The sequence below is a fragment of the Rhodococcus erythropolis R138 genome, assembly GCF_000696675.2.
GTDB classification, from domain to species: Bacteria; Actinomycetota; Actinomycetes; order Mycobacteriales; family Mycobacteriaceae; genus Rhodococcus_F; species Rhodococcus_F erythropolis.
The window spans coordinates 927,290-944,985 of sequence record NZ_CP007255.1 but is presented as its reverse complement, the minus strand read 5'-3'; the positions used below and the strand labels follow the sequence as shown (position 1 = coordinate 944,985).

The window sequence follows — 17,696 nt, the reverse complement described above, 5'->3', positions numbered from 1 at the left end:
TGTTGTCTGTCAGGGATTCTGACGGCGCCATCGCCAGCTGACGATGACGGCAGCCACAGCGGCAGATATCGGTAGATCGAGTTGCAGGCGAGCAAGCCGAGCGGTGTCGACCACACTCGTGTGAGCTGGTAGCCAACGGGAGGCGAACCACCCGACGAGGCCAGCAATTGCAGCGGCTCCGACGGCAAGAATTGCCGCCACCATGATGCGAGGCAGGGCCGTGGTCCACGGCCGTGACCTCCCGCGACGCTGCAGCCAGGAGCCGATCAGCAACGCCACCGCTGCCGACGTGCCCGCAATGGACGTAAATGCCGCCATCGTGAGGCCCGATTGGCCGGATGCGACTCCGCCCGCACCCGCCATCAGCGCAGGGGCAAGGTAGGCGACCAGCACCTCTCTCCACAGGGTGAAAGGTCGTGCGGCGCGACGATCGGCAACCGCGACGCGTCGATTGGAATCGGTTATCTCCCTTTTGTTTTCGCGACGGATCGGCGGGGTGAGTCCGGACATGAAGGAGACCAACTTTCCGATTTTAATTAGGTAGCTAACTATTTGGGCATGGAGAGAGAAGCCTTTGTCGAGAATTGGCGACGATTCGAATCGCTACACGAATGCCTCGAATCCCAGCCGACTACTCCGCAGTCAGCGCACCGATACCGCGAACGACCCGCGAGAGCAGATCCAGAAAAACCGCACGCTCGTCGACAGTGAGCTCGTCGACCATTTCCTCGAGACGAGCAAAGTGTTCGGGCGCCATGTCACGTAAACGCTGAGCGCCGCGAGCAGTCAGGACGACCACCGCACCACGCCCGTCCTCCGCGGACGGACGCCGAGCGACCAAACCCTCCTGCTCGAGGCCGTCGACCAGCCCGGTCACCGTGGCTCGCGAGACGCCGAGATCAGCGGCCAGTCGCGAGGGAGATTTCTCCCCGTCATGGTCTTCCAGATCCGCAAGCAGTCGGTAACGGCCGGTCGACAGTCCATACCTCGCGAAGTGAACCTCGGTTGCTCGACCGAGCCGCGCGCCCGCCGAGATCAGCCGCACCGCAACCAGCACCGCCTGCGGATCGGACCCGAGGCCGTAATGCTCCAACTGCCGCCGCGCCTGATCCAACGTGGGTGAGTCGTGATCGGTTCCGTCCACTGCCATGCAACTAATATGGCACCTAACTACATTCTGGTCAACCCTTCACCAGAGCGAGTGTCAACGCTGCCGAAGCCGTGCGCGAGTTGCAACAGGTCCAGATCGGCATGACTGCGAGCCAGAACCTGTATACCCATTGGCAGCCCCTCAGAATTGAAGCCTGCAGGCAGGCTGATGGCCGGCACACCGAGAAGCGTTGCGATTGTTGCAACCTCCATCCACCGGTGGTACGACGACATGGCCCTGCCGTCGATCGATGTGGGCCAGTCCATTTCGATGTCGAACGGAAACACCTGGACACTCGGTAGCACGATGAAGTCGTACGTATCGAAGAGAGTCAGGAACGCGTTGTACATCGCGGTGCGCTTCACCGAAGCCTCGTAAACGTCCAGCGCCCCGATGGGCGGACGCCCATCCGTTCCATCGACCAGGCCCTCCACCTCATATCGAGCTTCGGGCTTGAGCGCCGCCCGCGTGACCGCGTTGTAGTAGAGGGGGTACAGCTGAGAGCCGGCGAGCCAGTGCCGGAACGTCAGCCATAGCGGCCAGAGATCCTCATTTCCGTTGAACCCGCCCGCTTTCGGCAGACCATGTTGTGAATCCATCTCGATTCCAAGTGCTTCGAAGATCGGTAGTGATGATTCACAGAGATCGAGCACTCCCGACTCCATCGGGAGATACCCACCGAGGTCACCCATCCACACTGCCCGTGCGCCGGAGAAATCTCGCTCCAACGTCGACGCCAGGCCTCCGTCCGAGTCGATGGACAACGGAGTGCGCGGATCGTATCCCGACATCGTTTGCAACAACATCGAGAGATCTGTAGCGGTGCGCGCCATCGGTCCGGGAACCCCCGCCTGTTGCACGAACACATCCGGCCCCTTCGCGGGTACGCGGCCGAAGGATGGACGAAGTCCGAGAATGTTGTTCCAAGCGGCTGGATTTCGAAGTGATCCCATGAAATCACTGCCGTCCGCTACCGGAACCATGTGGAGAGCCACTGCGACGGCAGCACCGCCGCTACTTCCGCCCGCCGATCGGCTCGGGTCGTAGGCGTTGCCGGTTGCACCGAAGATCTCGTTGTAGGTGTGTGAGCCCAGACCGAATTCCGGAACGTTGGTCTTGCCGACGAAGATCGCTCCCGCGTCCCGTATTCGAGCAACGTGAATCGAATCACTTTGCGCTGCAGGGATGTCGAACTCACCCCGAAAGAACCCTCGAGTCGTCTTGAATCCCGCCACATCGGCAGTGTCCTTGACCGCATGAGGGAACCCGTGCATCCATCCCATATCCTGGCCATCGGCCAGGAGCTTGTCGTGCTCTTGTGCCTCCTGCACCAATTCCTGTCGTGGGCGAAGACTGACAATCGCGTTGACCGAAGGGTTCACGGACTCGATCCGGTCGAGATAGGCATTCATCACCTCCTCGCATGACACTTGCCGATCATGAATTGCCGCCGACAAATCGGATGCGTCGAGTCGAACGATGTCGTTTCCAACGGGCAAAGTGGGCTGTGAAGACTTCAAGTGATGCTCCTCGAGTCGGTGCTGATCAGTAGTTCGGTGAATTGGAGCGCGGACCGGTTTACATCGGTACCGCCACAGGGGATTCCCCGATGCGACTGAAGTGCGTCAGCCGTCCACTCAGGCGCTGTTCGGACGTCTCTCTCAGAGAGGAGACCAGCGCGGCACGTAATGACTGGCCGACGCGTTCACAGAATTGGTCAGGTTCGTCGGCGGCATCGGGGTACTCGGGTATCACCGCATGCACAATGCCGTCTGCCAGTAGATCTGCTGATCGAATGTTCTGCGCCGAGACCATCTCCGGCGCATGGACGATGTCGCGGTAGATGATCGCGCTTGCACCTTCCGGCGGTAGCGGGGACAACCAACTGTGCTGAGCGGCGAGAATGCGGTCCGCCGGCAACAGCGCCAGTGCGCCTCCACCCGCACCCTGGCCGAGGAGCAGCGATACCGTCGGCGTCCTCAGCGCCAGGAGTTCTGCCAGGCACTTCGCAATTTGGTTCGAAAGTCCGCCTTCCTCAGCTTCTTTCGACAGATTCGCGCCGGGTGTGTCGATGACTGTCACGAGCGGCAGGTCAAGCTCTCGAGCAAGGTTGATTCCCCGGCGCGCCTGACGCAGTGATGCCGGGCCGAACGACTGTTGCCCGGTCTGGGCACGGCGATCCTGCCCGAGGAGAACGCACGAGATGTCCCCGAAGCGGACCAACGCAAGAATCAGAGCGGGGCTCTGTTGGCTTTGCCCGGTTCCATTCAGGAGCACCATGTCTGAAGCCGAATGGCCAAGTAGCTCGCGGACGCCCGGCCGTCCGGAACGGCGGGACGCAAGGACCGTTTCCCAGGCGGGTGTCGCGGGGTCACTGACATTCGGAAGCGCCAGTCCGCGCTCGTCAAGTGTCGGGCGCGAGGTCAAAACCCGCAGTAGCACGTCCAGTGTCTCCGCGAGCTTGTCAGGAGAGCACACTGCATCCACCAGCCCGTGCGCGTGGAGGTTCTCGGCCGTCTGGACCCCAGGTGGAAACGCGACGCCGTACAAAGTTTTGTACACCCTGGGACCGAGGAACCCGATGAGCGCCCCGGGCTCCGCGATCGTCACGTGACCGAGCGAGCCCCAGGAAGCGAAAACTCCACCTGTGGTGGGATTTCGGAGATACACCAAGTAGGGAAGGTGGGCTTCCTTGTGCGCGGTGACAGCGGCGGTGATCCTGACCATCTGAAGGAACGCGTCGTTCCCTCCTGCATCCGTGTTCCACCGGAAACCGGCAGGGCGACAAGGGGTAGTGCTTCTCTCGTCGCCCGCTCGATGGCATCGACGAGGCGTCCGCCGGCCGCTACACCGATCGACCCCGCCAGAAATCCGAACTCACAGATCAGTACCGCGACTCGGCGTCCACGTACCGTTGCGGACCCGGTCATCACGGACTCGTCCAGTCCGGTCCGCTCGCGCGCCGCGGCCAGTTCGTCCGTGTACGCACCACGCGCCATGCTCTGACGGACACTCGAATCCCACGACTCCCACGAGTCAGGATCAAACGTGAGATCGATCAACTCGTGTGCCGTCAGACGATTCATTGCCTTGCTCTCCTAGCCATTTCATGATTTCTTCGCCATCCGCACCGAGCACAGGAGGCGGTCGATGTGCGGTTCGGGTGACCTCACTTCCGTCAGGATCGAAGAACCGCAACGGTGGTCCCGGGATGGTCAGCCTCCCGAGCGTTCGATGATCGACGTCGACGAGGAGCCCCTGCGAGCGGGTCTGTTCCCACTCGTAGACCTCACGCAGGTTTCGGACTTTTCCTGCCGGAACGCCGGTGGCCTCCAGCTTCGTCAACAGTTCTTCGGTCCCGTAGGCCCCGAAGACCGCTTCGACCAATTCGTTGACCTTCTTACGGTTCTCGACCCGTTCCGGGTTGGTCGCCATACCGTGTGTATCCGGGTCGATCCAGAATCCGTCGCAGAAACGTTTCCACAGACCTTCACTGCCGACTGCGATCTGTACAGCACCGTCTGCCGTCGGAAATAGTCCGTACGGACAGATCGACGGATGATGATTGCCCTGAGCCTCGCCGATCTCCCCTGCGACGGTCCATCTCGTCCCCTGAAAAGCATGCACCCCGACAACACTCGCCAGCAGGGAGGTTCGGACAACTTGTCCCCTGCCCGTCACCTCCCTCTCTCGAAGTGCTGCAAGAATTCCGAACGCTCCGTGCACTCCCGCAAGGAGATCGGCGATAGGAACGCCGACACGTTGTGGGTCATCGGGTGACGAACCGGTCAGAGACATCAATCCGGCTTCACCTTGGGCGATCTGGTCGTACCCGGCGCGACCACCTTCAGGACCGTCATGGCCGAATCCGCTGATCGACAGCACGACCAGTCCGGGGTTGATCTCCGCTAACCTTTCCATCGGGAATCCCAGGCGGTCCATCACGCCGGTGCGAAAATTCTCGATCAGAACGTCGGCGCGTGCGATCAGGGCTGTGAGAGTTCGACAACCGTTCTCGGACTTCAGATCCAAGGCGATTGATTCCTTGTTTCGGTTTGCCGACAGGAAGTACGTCGATTCACGTTCGCCACGGGCGGGGTCGACAAAAGGTGGACCCCACCCACGCGTGTCGTCTCCACCGTCAGGTGTTTCGACCTTGACGACGCGCGCTCCAAGATCCCCGAGCATCATGGCCGCATGCGGACCGGCCAGTGCCCTGCTCAGATCCACGACGACTGTACCTGCCAGCGGTCCTTGATAATTCGGTGTCACTGCTGCTTCTGCCGGCACTGCCAAATCCTCTCGGGCGATGGGAGACCTGCTCCGTATCTGTGAGCTAAACACTGGAAGGAGAGAGGGATTCGGAAACTTCTCCAGCAGCAGTGAGGTCCTTTCCTTTCGACTCGGGCAGGAAGAAGATCACGGTAGCGACCGAGATCGCCATCAGAACAATGGCGTACCAGTTGAAGACGCCGGGAATTCCCTTGTCGGCGAAGAAAGCCTGGAGATACGGCGTCGTGCCACCGAAAATTGCGACGGCAAGGGAAGTCGGCAATCCGATTCCCACCGCACGCATGCGAGTCGGGAACATCTCGGAGAACACAGCAGGACCGATGGACACGGTGCCGGCCATGAATACCAGGGCAATTGCCATCGCCACGAACAACTGCCACGCCTGCCCCCGAATGATGGAGGTGAGCGGAAACAGCAAGGTGATCATCATGATTCCCGAGAAGATCAGAACCGGGCGCCGGCCGATGCGATCCGAGACGGTTCCCCAAACAGGCAGCATGATGATGAACACCACGTTGGCGGCGGCTCCCGCCCACATTGCTCCCGATGGATCCACGCCGTGGACACTGATGGCATACGCCGGAGTTGCGACGGCCCACACGTAATAGTTGACCGTCGATCCAACCGTCATGGCGGCGACTCGCACCAGCAGGCGACGGTGTTCACGGATCTGCGACCACAGCGAGGGCTTGGACTGCTGCGATTCCGACTTCTGTGATTTGGCAGATGATTCGAAGATCTCTGTTTCCTGCAACCGTGATCGCAAGTACAGCGCGAACAGTCCGAACACACCGCCGAGCACAAACGGAATTCGCCAACCGTAACTGCTCATTTGGGCGTCGGTGAGGATTCCCGAGAGGACCGCCGCCAGAACTGCGCCGCAGATGATGCCGATGGTTCCGGAGAAGTAGATCAAGCTGGCCCACAAGCCACGCTTCTCTCGCGGCGCCATCTCCGAGATATACGTATTGGCCGAAGGCAACTCTCCGCCATGAGCAAGACCCTGGATCATTCGACACGTCACCAACACGACGGCAGCCCAAGCCCCGATCGTCTCGTGCGTTGGGGTCAGTCCGATGATCAGACTCCCCACTGCGGCGAGCCCGACTGCCACCGTCATCGAAAACTGTCGGCCACGGCGATCCGCGATCAATCCGAAGAGCACTCCACCGAAAGGACGAGCGACGAACCCGACAGCGAAGACTCCAAAAGTCTTCAGCAGATCGGACATCGGGCTTCCGCTGGCAAAGAACTGTGGCGCGAAGAACACCGCGAAAAGCGCGTAGATGTTCCAGTCGAACCACTCCATCGCGTTGCCGGTGCCGATTCCGAACAGAACCTTGAGGTTCTTCTTCCTCGACGAGGGCAGTGTGGTTTCTTTGTGGTGATCGCTCATCGTGTACCTCCAGCGGTGACGGCCAACTTTTCGACGGCCAGTGCCGAATAGACCGCGGCCGCATCCCCGAGCACACCCTCGAAGAACTGTGCACGCGGCGAATGGTTTGTCGGAGCAGCGACCGGATCGCAGCCCGGCATTGCAGCTCCGAGCCCGATGAACGCTCCCGGGACTCTGTCCAAGACATAGGAGAAGTCCTCGGAACTACTTGTCGGCCTTGGCGATTCCAGGTAATGCTCCTCGCCGAGCAATTCGCGGATCACGCCCTCACTGAACGCAACTTCCTCCGCATTGTTGACGGTCAAGGGGAACTGGGCACGGAAGTCGATGTCCACCTCTACGCCGTGCGCGGCGGCAATGCCCTCCAGTCCACGGCGAATCACTGCGCCGAGTTGTTCCTCGTTCTCAGCCGACCAGTGACGAACGGTGGCACCGAAATGTGCGGAATCGGGGATCACGTTGTTTGCCGTGCCCGCATCCACGACACCCACGGTGATGACAACCGGATCGAATGCGTCGAAATCCCGTGTCACGATGACCTGCAGCGACGTGATCATCTGCGCCGCAGCCGTGATCGGGTCCTTCGCGCGGTGCGGCGACGAACCGTGACCGCCCGCGCCTCGCACCGTCACGTCGAGCGTGTGCGACGCCGACATGATCGGCCCCGGCCTACTCACGAAGAGTCCGGCCGGGATCCCGTTGGCCATGACGTGCAGTCCGTACGCGTAGTCGGCACGGCTACCTGATGCATCCAACACGCCCTCGTCGATCATGTTCTTGGCCCCACCCCAGCCCTCTTCACCGGGTTGGAACATGAACACGACGTCACCAGCCAAGTGATCGCGGTGATGTGAGAGCAGCCTTGCCGCGCCGACCAATGCGGTTGTGTGCAAGTCGTGTCCACACGCGTGCATGGCTCCGTTCGTGGAGGCGAAGTCCACCCCGGTGCGCTCGTCGACCGGAAGCGCGTCCATGTCGGCTCGCAGCAGCACCGTCGTCGTATCGCCTGAATCCCTTGCTGCACCTCGCAGAACGGCTGTAACCGAGGTACTCGAAGTTCCGGTGGAGATCTCGAGTGGGAGACCCTGCAGCGCTTCGAGCACCCGCTCCTGGGTTCGTGGCAGCTCGAGACCGATCTCCGGCTCACGGTGTAACTTGTGCCGCAGCGCGACGAGGTCGCCCTGCATCTCGTCTGCGTCATCTTTCAGGTTCACAGAATTTGGCCTTTCATTGGCAGGGGAAGACTCGCGAAGTTCCGGATACAGACGCAGGTGCGATCTGCAGTTCTTGCAGCGCGGCACGGTGTGTCGTAGGTAACGATCTAGATAGCTATGATGAAGCTTCCCTTAGGAATGATCGAGAATTCGCAGGAATTTCGCATGAGTGATGAATCAATGAAGGAATTCGACATGCTCGACGCGGCGGACCAGGCAATGGTTCACGCTTTGCAGATCAACCCGAGGGCAAGTTGGGCGCAGATCGGGAAAGCTCTCGAGCTCGACCCGGTGACGCTGTCGCGTCGATGGATCCGTCTGGTCGACCGCGGTGCAGCGTGGATAGGGTGCAATCCTGGCCCGATCCTGGCCGCCTCCGGTCTGGGAAACCTTGCCTTCGTGGAAATCGACTGCGTCAACGGCAGCGTGCAAGCCGTGGCGCACGCGCTCAGTGAGCAGCGGATGGTGACCGGCATCGAACACGTGACGGGCGCACGAGATCTGCTGGTCACGGTGATGGTGACGGATTTGAGCGTCCTGTCGCAGTGGGTCACCGAGGAGTTGGGTGCCATTGCCGGCGTCGTATCGAGCCGCATCCAGCTCGCCGGGACGATCTACACCGGCGGTAGTCGGTGGAGGTTGCGTGCGCTGAGTTCGAGTCAGGCAGATGCTCTGGCCGCAACGCGCATCACGGTCGATCACCACGGCGCATTTCGGCCGACAGACATGGACCGACGCATCATGGTTGCACTGTCGGTGGACGGACGCGCGTCGTACACAGAGTTGGCCGAGGAATGTGGCGCCAGCATCGACACGATTCGACGACGCGCGCGGCGCCTCTTTGCCGCTGGAATGGCACGACCCCGCTGCGAAGTGGCCCGCCCCCTCTCCGGAAGCCAAGTGACCGTCATCCTCTGGGCCCAGGTCTCACCGTCTCAGATCGGCCATGCTGCACTGACGATCTCGGCTATGCCCGAGGTCCGCCGGTGCACGGGGGTCACTGGTCGCGACAACTTGCTGATTGTCGCGTGGGCACGGTCCGTGAACGACGCGCAACGGCTCGAAGGTCGGTTGTGCGAAGCACTACCCGGGCTCTCGATCGCAGATCGCGCGATCTCGCTGTGGACGATGAAGCTCAACGGTCATCTACTCGACGAGCGAGGGTACCGCGTGGGAGCGGTACCGATCAGCCCCGGTGAACCGGCCCGTCGCAGTGTGGAACCTTCCAGCTCGAGCTGAATGTTGCGCTCTTCGAAAGCCCTTGGAAAGCAGGACGATCAACTCTTTGCGGTGCCGGACAAACCGAGCGCAGTCGGCAGTATGTGATCGACCAGCATGTCGACGATGCGTTCAGCTTCGTCGGGATCGAGGAGGGTCGCGAACCGGACGGTCGAACCGGCGATGTGATTGCAGGTGAAGACAAGCTGATCGACGTCGTACTGCATGGACTCCGGCACGACACCCCGGATCACGTCAGCGATGAGAGCACTTGTCTGACGCGTGTTCTCCACATCGATCCGAGCGAGATCGGGGTTTGCGACGGCGGCTGACCACACCGCCGCGTACGTGGTGTCGTCGCGGAAGATCTGCCAGTAACCGCGGACCACGGAACTGATGACTTCGCGAGCGTCTTGCACCGTCCCGGCGGGAGCGATCGATTCGATGAGCCTGGCACGCACCAGAGTTTCGTATCGCTCGAGCAGCGTCTGCACGATGGCGGTCTTTCCCGGAAAGTACCGGTAAATCGACGGGAGCCGAAGGTCTGCTGCCGATGCCAGTTCACTCATGGTCATGGCATCGATTCCGTCGCGCGCGATGAGCTCTGCCGCACAGTCCAAGATGGCCTCGACGCGCACCTTGCTGCGCTGCTGTTCCGGGAGGCGACGGGAGGGAACGGCGTCGGGCGTCATCGTGCAGTCTCCGTCATGGATACGAGAATATACGGCCTTCACCGCTTGACATGACAGACTGTCACGTTCACCATATGTGAAAGGTTCTCACGTATCGGTTCGACTGTTCGCCGGTGCGCTGACGATCCACTTCGATCAGTTCGGCCTGACATCGCCGACGACCCAATCAAGTTGACACACAAGAGGAGTCAAGACGTGTTGGAAAACGGTGTGCCGATCGACCAGGTACTGGCGGAGCTAGCCGAACGGCATCGAATGGATGATCCGTACGCAGATCGCCCGGGCATGGTCAACATGTACAACACTGGTCTCGACACCGTCGAGAAGGTCGCAACGGACGCCTTCGGAATGTACATCCATGTGAATCCCCTGTACTCGTCGACGTTTCCGAGTGTTTATGCGTTGGAGAAGGAGTTGGTCCGCGCCGCGAACGACATGCTGCACGCGCCCAACGACGCCACCGGCAGCTGGACCATGGGTGGCAGCGAAAGCATCATGATGGCCACGAAGGCTGCCCGAGACGGGGCGAAGCACATCACGCGGCCGAACATGGTGCTTCCGATCTCGGCCCATGCGGCATGGTGGAAGGCAGCGCACTACCTCGGCGTCGAAGCTCGAACCACGACGGTGGATCCGGAGACGTACAAGGCTGACGTCGCTGCAATCAAAGCGGCCGTCGACGAGAACACGATCTTCGTGGTTCTGTCGGCCCCCCAGTACGGCCAGGGCGTGATCGATCCGATCGAAGAGATCGGTGAGTTCTGCCTGGAACAGGGGATTCGCCTGAACGTCGATGCCTGCATCGGCGGTTGGGTTCTTCCGTTCGCTGAACGCCAAGGATGCGAAATTCCGCTGTGGGACTTCAGAGTTCCCGGCGTCAGCTCGATCACCGTCGACCTGCAGAAGTACGGGTACACGAACAAGGGATGCTCGCTCGTTCTGTATCGCACTCGCGAACTGCGTCTTCCGCAGTTCTTCGCACACGCGAATTGGACTGGCTACCCGATCGTCAACTCCACGGTGATGAGTTCGAAACCAGGCGGGTTGCTCGCCGCAGCATGGTCGATCGTCAAACACATCGGAGACGACGGCTACATGCATCTCGTCGAGGAGGGTCTGCGGATTCGCCGGGAACTGGAAGCGGGGGTCGCCGCGATACCCGGGCTGCGAATCATGGGGAAGCCCGAATCCACACTCGCTGCAATCACCACCGATCCAGACGCGGACGAGGGCGTCGACTTCTTCCTCTGGATCGACGAACTCGCGAAGCGGAACTGGACCATGCAGCCGCAGTTGACGCAGCCCGGCGTTCCTCCAAGCATCCATTTCACGATCGCGAAACAGCACGGTAGTTACATGGCCGAGTTCATCGAGGTCATGCGAGAGGCCTTGGACGCAGCGCGCCTTCGTGATCCCTTGATTCCGGCGGAGCGCCTCGCCGAGATTCACGCCCTTCCGGCGGACACGACCTTCGCCGACATCGTGCCCATCGTGATGGAGAGCTTCGAGGACGGCAAGCCGTCGACGAAGACTCACCTCGTGCTCGACGCCTTGCCGATGCCGCTGAGAGAGATGGCGATGCTCGCGTACTTCGATGCACTCACGTGAGCCGGCGATCAGTTTCGATCGACGAGACAACAACTCGGTCATACCGCGACTTCAAAGACCTCCTGTTCACTCGAAGGAGATCGTTGGTGGATCCGGACAGAGCCGATGAGAACGAGCCTGACTATCGATTCACTCTGGCGAACGAGCGAACTTTTCTTGCCTGGATCAGGACTGCATTCGGCCTTCTGGCAGGTGGCGTGGCGATCGATCAACTGATTGCACCGTCACCGGCCAGGACCGCAAGCTCGATTGCATGTCTGTCGATGGCGACAGTGCTCGCGACCGGCGCCTATACCCGTTGGCGCCGTGTGCAACGCGCGATGCGGCAAGACAAGCCGCTGCCGAAGTCCGCGCTGATGCCAGCAATCGCTTGCGCCAGTGGGATGATCGCTGTTATCGCGATGCTGTCGGTGGCTCTGCCATGAACGGCGTCACAGCTCGCGATCCCGGACTTCAACTGGAGCGCACGGCATTGTCCTGGCGGCGAACTGCTTTGGCATCTACATCCATCGCCGCTCTGTTCATCCACCAGGCCGCGAAGGAAGGATGGGAGGCATCTGCGATCGTCCCTCTCCTGGCCACCTTCACCTTGCTCGGGACGGCGTGCGCTGCATTCATACGGGACCGAACATTGCGGAGTGGATGCGTAAGACTTTCTCGATCAACGGCATTCGCGGTTTCTTGCGCAACCGCAGCTACGGCGGTCGGCACAGCGGCAATACGCATTGTCGGCACGTAGACGGACCGCTGCCGTCGGAGGTCCGTCTACGTCCGAGGGTTCGGATGCTCATTCGGATACGGCAGGACCTTCTCGAGGGCGAGCCCTATCGCAAAGGCCGTGTGGTCGTCGTACGGCCGCGTGACTATCTGTGTACCGGTGGGGATTCCGTTCCGAGCGAAACCGGTGGGGATTGTCAGCACCGGGCAGCTGCTCAGGATGTTGAAGGTGATGGCCGGTACGGCCTCGAGATAGAATCCCAATTCTGTTCCAGCCACATTGATTCCGTGTTCGACGTAGTCGTCGCCGGCAAGAAAGCCATCGGTCACCACTGCCGGAGTGATCAACGCGTCATAGGTGTCGAACAGGGATCCGACCGATGAATACAGTTCGGCTTCGATCGCGAGTCCGTCGAGGAAAGTCGCATCACCACGGGTGCGGCGTGCCCATCGGGCGAATTCCTGCGCGTACTCGGTGACCTTGTCGGGGTGCGCGGACGCTTCGGCGGAGATCGATGCACCGAACACGTGATCGTAGTGAATGGCGGCCGCACGCATGATTGCAGCGCGTGACAGGTCGACTTCGATGATCTCCGCGCGTGCGCCCAGCGCAGTGAGGGTGTCCACCAACTTGGCGGTGTTGGCGGCAACGTCCGGATCAACCGGCCAGTCACCCAACGCGGGGATCACGGCGATACGCATTCCTGTCAACGAATGCGTTGCGAGGCCGGGCAGCGGCGATGCCGGCACATGCGAGGCAATGTCAGTGGAGGTCGGTCCCGCGATGACCGACTGCAGTGTGAGGCAATCACTTACGGTGCGAGCCATCGGACCGCAGTGGCAGTAGCGATCGAGATTGAAGGGCGGATCGACGGGGACACGGCCGTGCGGTGGCTTGAACCCGACAATTCCGTTGAGTGACGACGGAGTTCGGATCGATCCTGCAACATCGGAACCGGTAGCCAAGTGCGTCATACCGGTGGCAAGTGCGACTGCCGATCCACCGGAAGACCCGCCGGAGGAGTATTTCGTGTTCCACGGATTGCGAGTGACGCCCCACAACTCGGACTGTGTGAACGCGGCCGAGGAGAATTCCGGGGCCGTCGATCGCGCGTGGACAATGGCACCGGCGTCGACGATCCGCTGCACGAAAGTCGAAGTGTGGGTGGCGATCAAATCCTCATAGACCTTGGACCCTTGAGTCCACGGTTGGCCTTGTACCGGTTCATCCTCTTTCACCACAACGGGAACACCGGCGAGCGGAAGGCTGACATCCGAGCCGCGGACGTAGTGGCGTTCCGCTGACTTCGCCTGTGCCCGCGCAGTATCGAAGAAAGTGTGTCCCACTGCATCCAAGGTCGGGTTGAGCGCCTCGATACGTTCGATGGCGGACTCGAGCACTTCCACCGGAGACAGCGATTTGTCCCGGTAGCGTTCGAGCATCTCGGTCACATCCATGAAGGTTGAAACGGGTGTCTGGCGCATATCTGTTGTCCTGCCTCTATGAAGGTTTCGTGTAGGCGGCTAGGTTGTCAGTTCGTGCTTTGCCACGACGGGATTGCGGAATGTGGCGAGCAGCATTGCGAGAGTGGCGATTCCCGCGGCTATCCAGAAGACCGTTTCGGAACCGGAGTGGTCATGAATGCGTCCACCCGCGAACGCGCCGAGGGCGATGCTTGCATTGAAGACTGCAACCCACAGAGCCGCAGCGGCCTCTCGGTGAACGGGGGCTGCTTGTGCGATCCATGTTTGAGTACTCACCGATACACCACCGTAGAAGAGGCCCCAAGCCGCCATGAGCAGAGCAGCTGTGATCAAGGTGGTAGCCGAGATCGGGAACAGGGCAAGGGTGATCGCTACTCCCGCGCTGAGGATGACGACCACAGTCTTCGGAGACTTGGTGGCAGATGGCCCGGCTATGAAGTTGCCGACAACGCCCAGAACCCCGTAGATCAAGAGCATCGTGCCGATCTGCGCAGGGTGCAATCCTGCGAAGAACTCCAGCCCCGGACGCACATAGGTGTACGCCGCGAAATGAGCGGTGACGATGAGCGCGGTAATCGCGATTCCGACCCGGACTCCCGGGTTCCGAAAAGCCACCACGAGACTGCCGAGCGACAAAGCTTGATCAGCTGGCATCACGGGTAGGACAGCGAACATGGCGAGCGCGATCAGCGTCGCGGCGCAGCTGAGAGTCCAGAATGCCACGCTCCACCCGGCCGCTGCTCCGATATACGTCCCCGCAGGGACACCGAGAACTGAGGCAACCGCGATTCCGCTGAAGGTGATCGTGGTCGCCAACCCGACGGATCTGGAACCCACCAATTTGGGTGCCAGGCTAGCGGCGAGTGCCCAGACTCCGCCCATGCTCACACCGAGTAGGACGCGAGCAACAGCGAGGACAGCGAAGCTTGGTGCGAGAGCCGTGAGGGCGTTCGCCGCGGCGACTACAAGCATCAGAACGATAAGCGTCGACCGACGATCGAAGCGCCGGGTCACGATGGGCACGAACGGGGCAGTTGCCGCTGCCACCAATCCGGTAATGGCCAGTGAGAGCCCGATGGTCCCTTCGCTTTCCACCAGGTCAGCACCGATCGGGGTGAGTAGCCCGACCGGCATCATCTCTGCCGCGACAACGATGAAGGTGGACGCTGCGATCAGGGCGACCGCAGCCCAGTGGTTCTCGATGGTGTGTGCGTGGATTGAGGACGTGGGCGCGGGGCTGTTCTGCTCGGGCGCGGAATGTGGCATGTAACCAGAGAAGCTCCCGCACGCCCAAGGATCAACGGCGAATCGCTCATCCAACCATTAGCTCAATTCATCGATGAGCCATGATGGAGTGGTCGAATGAGTCGAAGGTCGGAGTGAAAATGTCGGAGCCTCCGATGCGTGAGATCGAGTGTTTCCTCGTTCTCGCTGAAGAACTGCACTTCGGTCGCACCGGCGAACGACTGTTCATCTCCCAGGGCCGAGTCAGTCAGCTGATCAGCGGGTTGGAGCGCCGTATCGGCACCAGCCTGGTGGCGCGCACCAGTCGCCGCGTACACCTGACTGAATTCGGCGCCGAATTTCTTGCGTCGTTGGCTCCCGCGCATCGTGCGCTTGTCGGAGTAATCGAGGACGCTCAGTCAAGAGCACGCAACATGCCGACGCCGCTTCGGGTGGGTTTCCAAGGAGCAATTTACGATTCGATCGCGGCTGCTGTCTCTCGTTTCGAGATACAACATCCGCAAACTTGCGTGACCATCAAAGAATTACCCCTGGGTGATCCGTTCAGTGATGTACTCGCCGGGCGAATCGATGCGGCAGTGGCACTTCTCCCCGTAGATGAGCCCGAGCTGACGACCGGGCTCGTCTTTTCTCGACAGCCCCAGACCCTGGCCGTCTCAGTCCATCACCCGTTCAGTGAACTGGGCGTGATCGACGCCGAGCAGTTGGCGCAGATCTGTCTCGTACCCATCACCGGACCCGCCCCCGACTATTGGCAGCGTGTGAATTCCCCGAGCACGACGCCGGGCGGAGCCACTATTCCCACGCAGGGCGGGGCGAGCACCGTCCAGGAAGGCCTGTCGCAGGTCGCATTCAGTCAGGTCGGCCTCATCCTGTGCGCAGCAACCGCTACATACAGCCAGCGCTCGGACATCACATTCGTACCGATCAACGGATTACCCGAATCTGCTTTGGGCCTCGTGTGGCGTACCGAACTCGAAAGCCCACGACTCCGCGCTTTCGCGAAGGCGATCGAGGAAGCCCACTCCTGCCCCGTCTGACGGTGATCAGCCAAGTCGCGGAAGGACTCCGGGACGTGGGGATGCATCGTGTGTGGAATGATCGCGCCATGTCTGCGATCACCGACTACTTCACCGCGCGCACGGATGAGCACGCCACCTCCGCCCTCGAGGGACTCGTCGACTTGGAACCAGCGGTGATCGAGGCGAACGATGCCTCTCGCCCGCGGGTTCAGTTGGCTGCGGGTGGGACTCCAGTTCTGCAGGCGAAAGGCGTCGATCCAGTTGTCGCGCTCGGCCGACTGGAGGCAGCCCTCACCGCTCGCCCCTACAACGAGGTCGCAAAAGGTCCACGCTGCGGGAAACTCGTCGCAATGAGCGACGACGGCGACACCCTCGTGCTCACGGTTACCGACGAATTACGCGATGCACTAGCGGAATTGAACGCTGACGATGTCGCCGCCGCTGCGGCGGCCTGGGCAATCGACGAGACGAGTGAACCGTCGGAGGACTCAGTGCCGTTCCTGACCGCCTTCGCCGAACTAGCGACCAGAGCTGTGGCTCAGGGCGAACGGATGTATGGCTACGTCGTCATTTGAGCTTCTCAATTCCGCCGATCTGAACGGACAGGCCGTTCGTCTTCGACAACTCCCGACTTACCGTCACCCCGGGATCTGCATGGCCAGATCGTTGCGGTCGAAGTCGGAGAACTGCTGGGTGTCAGTGCAGTATCCGCAGCTCGCTCCGAAGAACTCGGTGCGGGCGTTCGGATCGTCGAGTAGCCAGTACCGCAGCCACGCCGTGCTCGGCCCGCGCATATCGCCGCCATTGATCGCCGTACCGAAGTGCGTGGCGCCGCGCAGTTCCAGATACTCGGCCGGTACGTGGTCGGCGTCCTCGTACATCGCCCGCACGATCGCCGGCCAAACGATTGCGTCGGCCTGGCCGGCCAGATAGAGAACCGGCTCGTCGATGAGGTCGACATCATTGAGCGGGCCTGGCTGGATCGCGACGGCAGTGTCGACGCGGTCGTCGATCGCAGCATTGATCGCCGCAGACCCGCCCTGCGAGTGCCCCACCGCACCAATGTGTTCCAGGTCGACTTTGCCGAAGAAGACGCTCGACGGGCTGGCCGCCTTGTCCGCGATGAGGTCGATTCCCGACCGCATGGTGATGGCGAAGTTACTTGCCGGGGTATTGGCGGCGACCACGATGAATCCGTGGCTGGCGTAGTGGCGCAACAAGGAGGTGTACGCACCGGGGAGCACCCCGGTCCCGTTCCCCCAGATCACAACAGGGTGCTTCTCGCCGCGCGCGCCGAGCTGGCGCGGGTAGTACAGAGTGTGCACCAGCCCGATCGAGACATTCGGCGTGTACGGCCCTGCACTCGCCCAGTCGTGCCCGACGCTCGGGATGCCGGGCGTATCGGCAGCCGCTGTTCCGGTTGCGCCCGTGAGTCCTAGCGTCGCGCACAACGCAACCGCCGCTGCAGCATTCACGAAATGTTTCAGAGACTTTCGCATGAAAGTCAACCTTTCGAAGTTGATCCGGAGTGACGTGTATTACATATTCACGGGAAGGCAACCCGTCGGCTTTGTCCCAGGAAACGGACTATCCCAGAAGTGTTGTGTCTGTAGACAAAAATCATCGTTCTCGGCGTATGAGCAGCCGTCGCGAATA

At 61.2% G+C, this 17,696-nt stretch carries 16 protein-coding genes and 1 pseudogene; 6 read left to right on the top strand and 11 right to left on the bottom strand.

The window, feature by feature from the left end:
- Positions 1 to 9: 9 nt before the first annotated feature.
- The 7 genes and pseudogenes from H351_RS04270 to H351_RS04240 all read right to left on the bottom strand — a co-directional run bounded on the left by H351_RS04270 (position 10) and on the right by H351_RS04240 (position 8,053).
- A complete protein-coding gene (locus tag H351_RS04270) occupies positions 10 to 510 on the bottom strand; it encodes a hypothetical protein (RefSeq protein ID WP_029256668.1) in 501 nt (166 codons plus the stop codon).
- A gap of 121 nt (positions 511 to 631) precedes the next feature.
- Complete coding sequence (locus H351_RS04265) at positions 632 to 1,150, bottom strand: MarR family winged helix-turn-helix transcriptional regulator (protein WP_003943230.1); 519 nt, start codon at positions 1,148 to 1,150, stop codon at positions 632 to 634.
- A gap of 20 nt (positions 1,151 to 1,170) precedes the next feature.
- On the bottom strand, positions 1,171 to 2,649 hold the full coding sequence (locus tag H351_RS04260) for an amidase (protein ID WP_029256669.1): 1,479 nt from the start codon (positions 2,647 to 2,649) through the stop codon (positions 1,171 to 1,173).
- Between the two features lie 79 nt (positions 2,650 to 2,728).
- Positions 2,729 to 4,236, bottom strand: a pseudogene (locus H351_RS04255) (carboxyl transferase domain-containing protein).
- A complete protein-coding gene (locus H351_RS04250; RefSeq protein ID WP_019746000.1) occupies positions 4,193 to 5,440 on the bottom strand; it encodes a CaiB/BaiF CoA transferase family protein in 1,248 nt (415 codons plus the stop codon). Before H351_RS04250 ends, H351_RS04255 begins: the two are co-directional and overlap by 44 nt.
- Before the next feature lie 46 nt (positions 5,441 to 5,486).
- On the bottom strand, positions 5,487 to 6,839 hold the full coding sequence (locus H351_RS04245; RefSeq protein WP_020909685.1) for an MFS transporter: 1,353 nt from the start codon (positions 6,837 to 6,839) through the stop codon (positions 5,487 to 5,489).
- Positions 6,836 to 8,053, bottom strand: a complete 1,218-nt coding sequence (locus tag H351_RS04240) for a M20 metallopeptidase family protein (protein ID WP_029256671.1) — start codon at positions 8,051 to 8,053, stop codon at positions 6,836 to 6,838. The genes H351_RS04245 and H351_RS04240 overlap by 4 nt, the downstream gene beginning before the upstream one ends.
- 165 nt (positions 8,054 to 8,218) lie before the next feature.
- Between H351_RS04240 and H351_RS04235 the strand changes: the two genes are divergently transcribed.
- Positions 8,219 to 9,292: an Lrp/AsnC family transcriptional regulator gene (locus H351_RS04235; RefSeq protein WP_051636612.1), complete on the top strand. Its 1,074-nt coding sequence runs from the start codon at positions 8,219 to 8,221 to the stop codon at positions 9,290 to 9,292.
- 38 nt (positions 9,293 to 9,330) lie between these two features.
- Here H351_RS04235 and H351_RS04230 read toward each other — a convergent pair whose 3' ends face one another.
- Positions 9,331 to 9,963: a TetR/AcrR family transcriptional regulator gene (locus H351_RS04230; protein ID WP_020909688.1), complete on the bottom strand. Its 633-nt coding sequence runs from the start codon at positions 9,961 to 9,963 to the stop codon at positions 9,331 to 9,333.
- Positions 9,964 to 10,158: 195 nt separating this feature from the next.
- On the opposite strand from H351_RS04230, the gene H351_RS04225 reads away from it, so the two are divergent.
- From H351_RS04225 to H351_RS32915, 3 genes are all read left to right on the top strand, one after another.
- Positions 10,159 to 11,571 (top strand): pyridoxal phosphate-dependent decarboxylase family protein, encoded by a 1,413-nt coding sequence (locus H351_RS04225; protein ID WP_051636519.1) that lies wholly within the window; start codon positions 10,159 to 10,161, stop codon positions 11,569 to 11,571.
- 86 nt (positions 11,572 to 11,657) lie between these two features.
- On the top strand, positions 11,658 to 11,996 hold the full coding sequence (locus tag H351_RS04220) for a YidH family protein (protein ID WP_244891433.1): 339 nt from the start codon (positions 11,658 to 11,660) through the stop codon (positions 11,994 to 11,996).
- Positions 11,993 to 12,310: a DUF202 domain-containing protein gene (locus H351_RS32915; RefSeq protein WP_078377326.1), complete on the top strand. Its 318-nt coding sequence runs from the start codon at positions 11,993 to 11,995 to the stop codon at positions 12,308 to 12,310. The genes H351_RS04220 and H351_RS32915 overlap by 4 nt, the downstream gene beginning before the upstream one ends.
- Before the next feature lie 26 nt (positions 12,311 to 12,336).
- On the opposite strand, the gene H351_RS04215 is transcribed toward H351_RS32915, so the two are convergent.
- The gene (locus H351_RS04215; RefSeq protein ID WP_029256675.1) at positions 12,337 to 13,773 is read right to left on the bottom strand and encodes an amidase; all 1,437 of its coding nucleotides are present in this window, start codon (positions 13,771 to 13,773) and stop codon (positions 12,337 to 12,339) included.
- 39 nt (positions 13,774 to 13,812) lie between these two features.
- A complete protein-coding gene (locus H351_RS04210) occupies positions 13,813 to 15,039 on the bottom strand; it encodes an MFS transporter (RefSeq protein ID WP_029256676.1) in 1,227 nt (408 codons plus the stop codon).
- 119 nt (positions 15,040 to 15,158) lie between these two features.
- On the opposite strand from H351_RS04210, the gene H351_RS04205 reads away from it, so the two are divergent.
- Positions 15,159 to 16,058 carry a LysR family transcriptional regulator gene (locus H351_RS04205; protein WP_029256677.1) on the top strand — a complete coding sequence of 300 codons (900 nt, stop codon included), beginning with the start codon at positions 15,159 to 15,161 and terminating at the stop codon, positions 16,056 to 16,058.
- 68 nt (positions 16,059 to 16,126) lie between these two features.
- Positions 16,127 to 16,615, top strand: a complete 489-nt coding sequence (locus H351_RS04200) for a hypothetical protein (protein WP_029256678.1) — start codon at positions 16,127 to 16,129, stop codon at positions 16,613 to 16,615.
- Between the two features lie 63 nt (positions 16,616 to 16,678).
- Here the strand turns inward: H351_RS04200 and H351_RS04195 are convergent, their stop codons facing one another.
- A complete protein-coding gene (locus tag H351_RS04195; protein ID WP_029256679.1) occupies positions 16,679 to 17,539 on the bottom strand; it encodes an alpha/beta hydrolase family protein in 861 nt (286 codons plus the stop codon).
- Positions 17,540 to 17,696 lie beyond the last annotated feature (157 nt).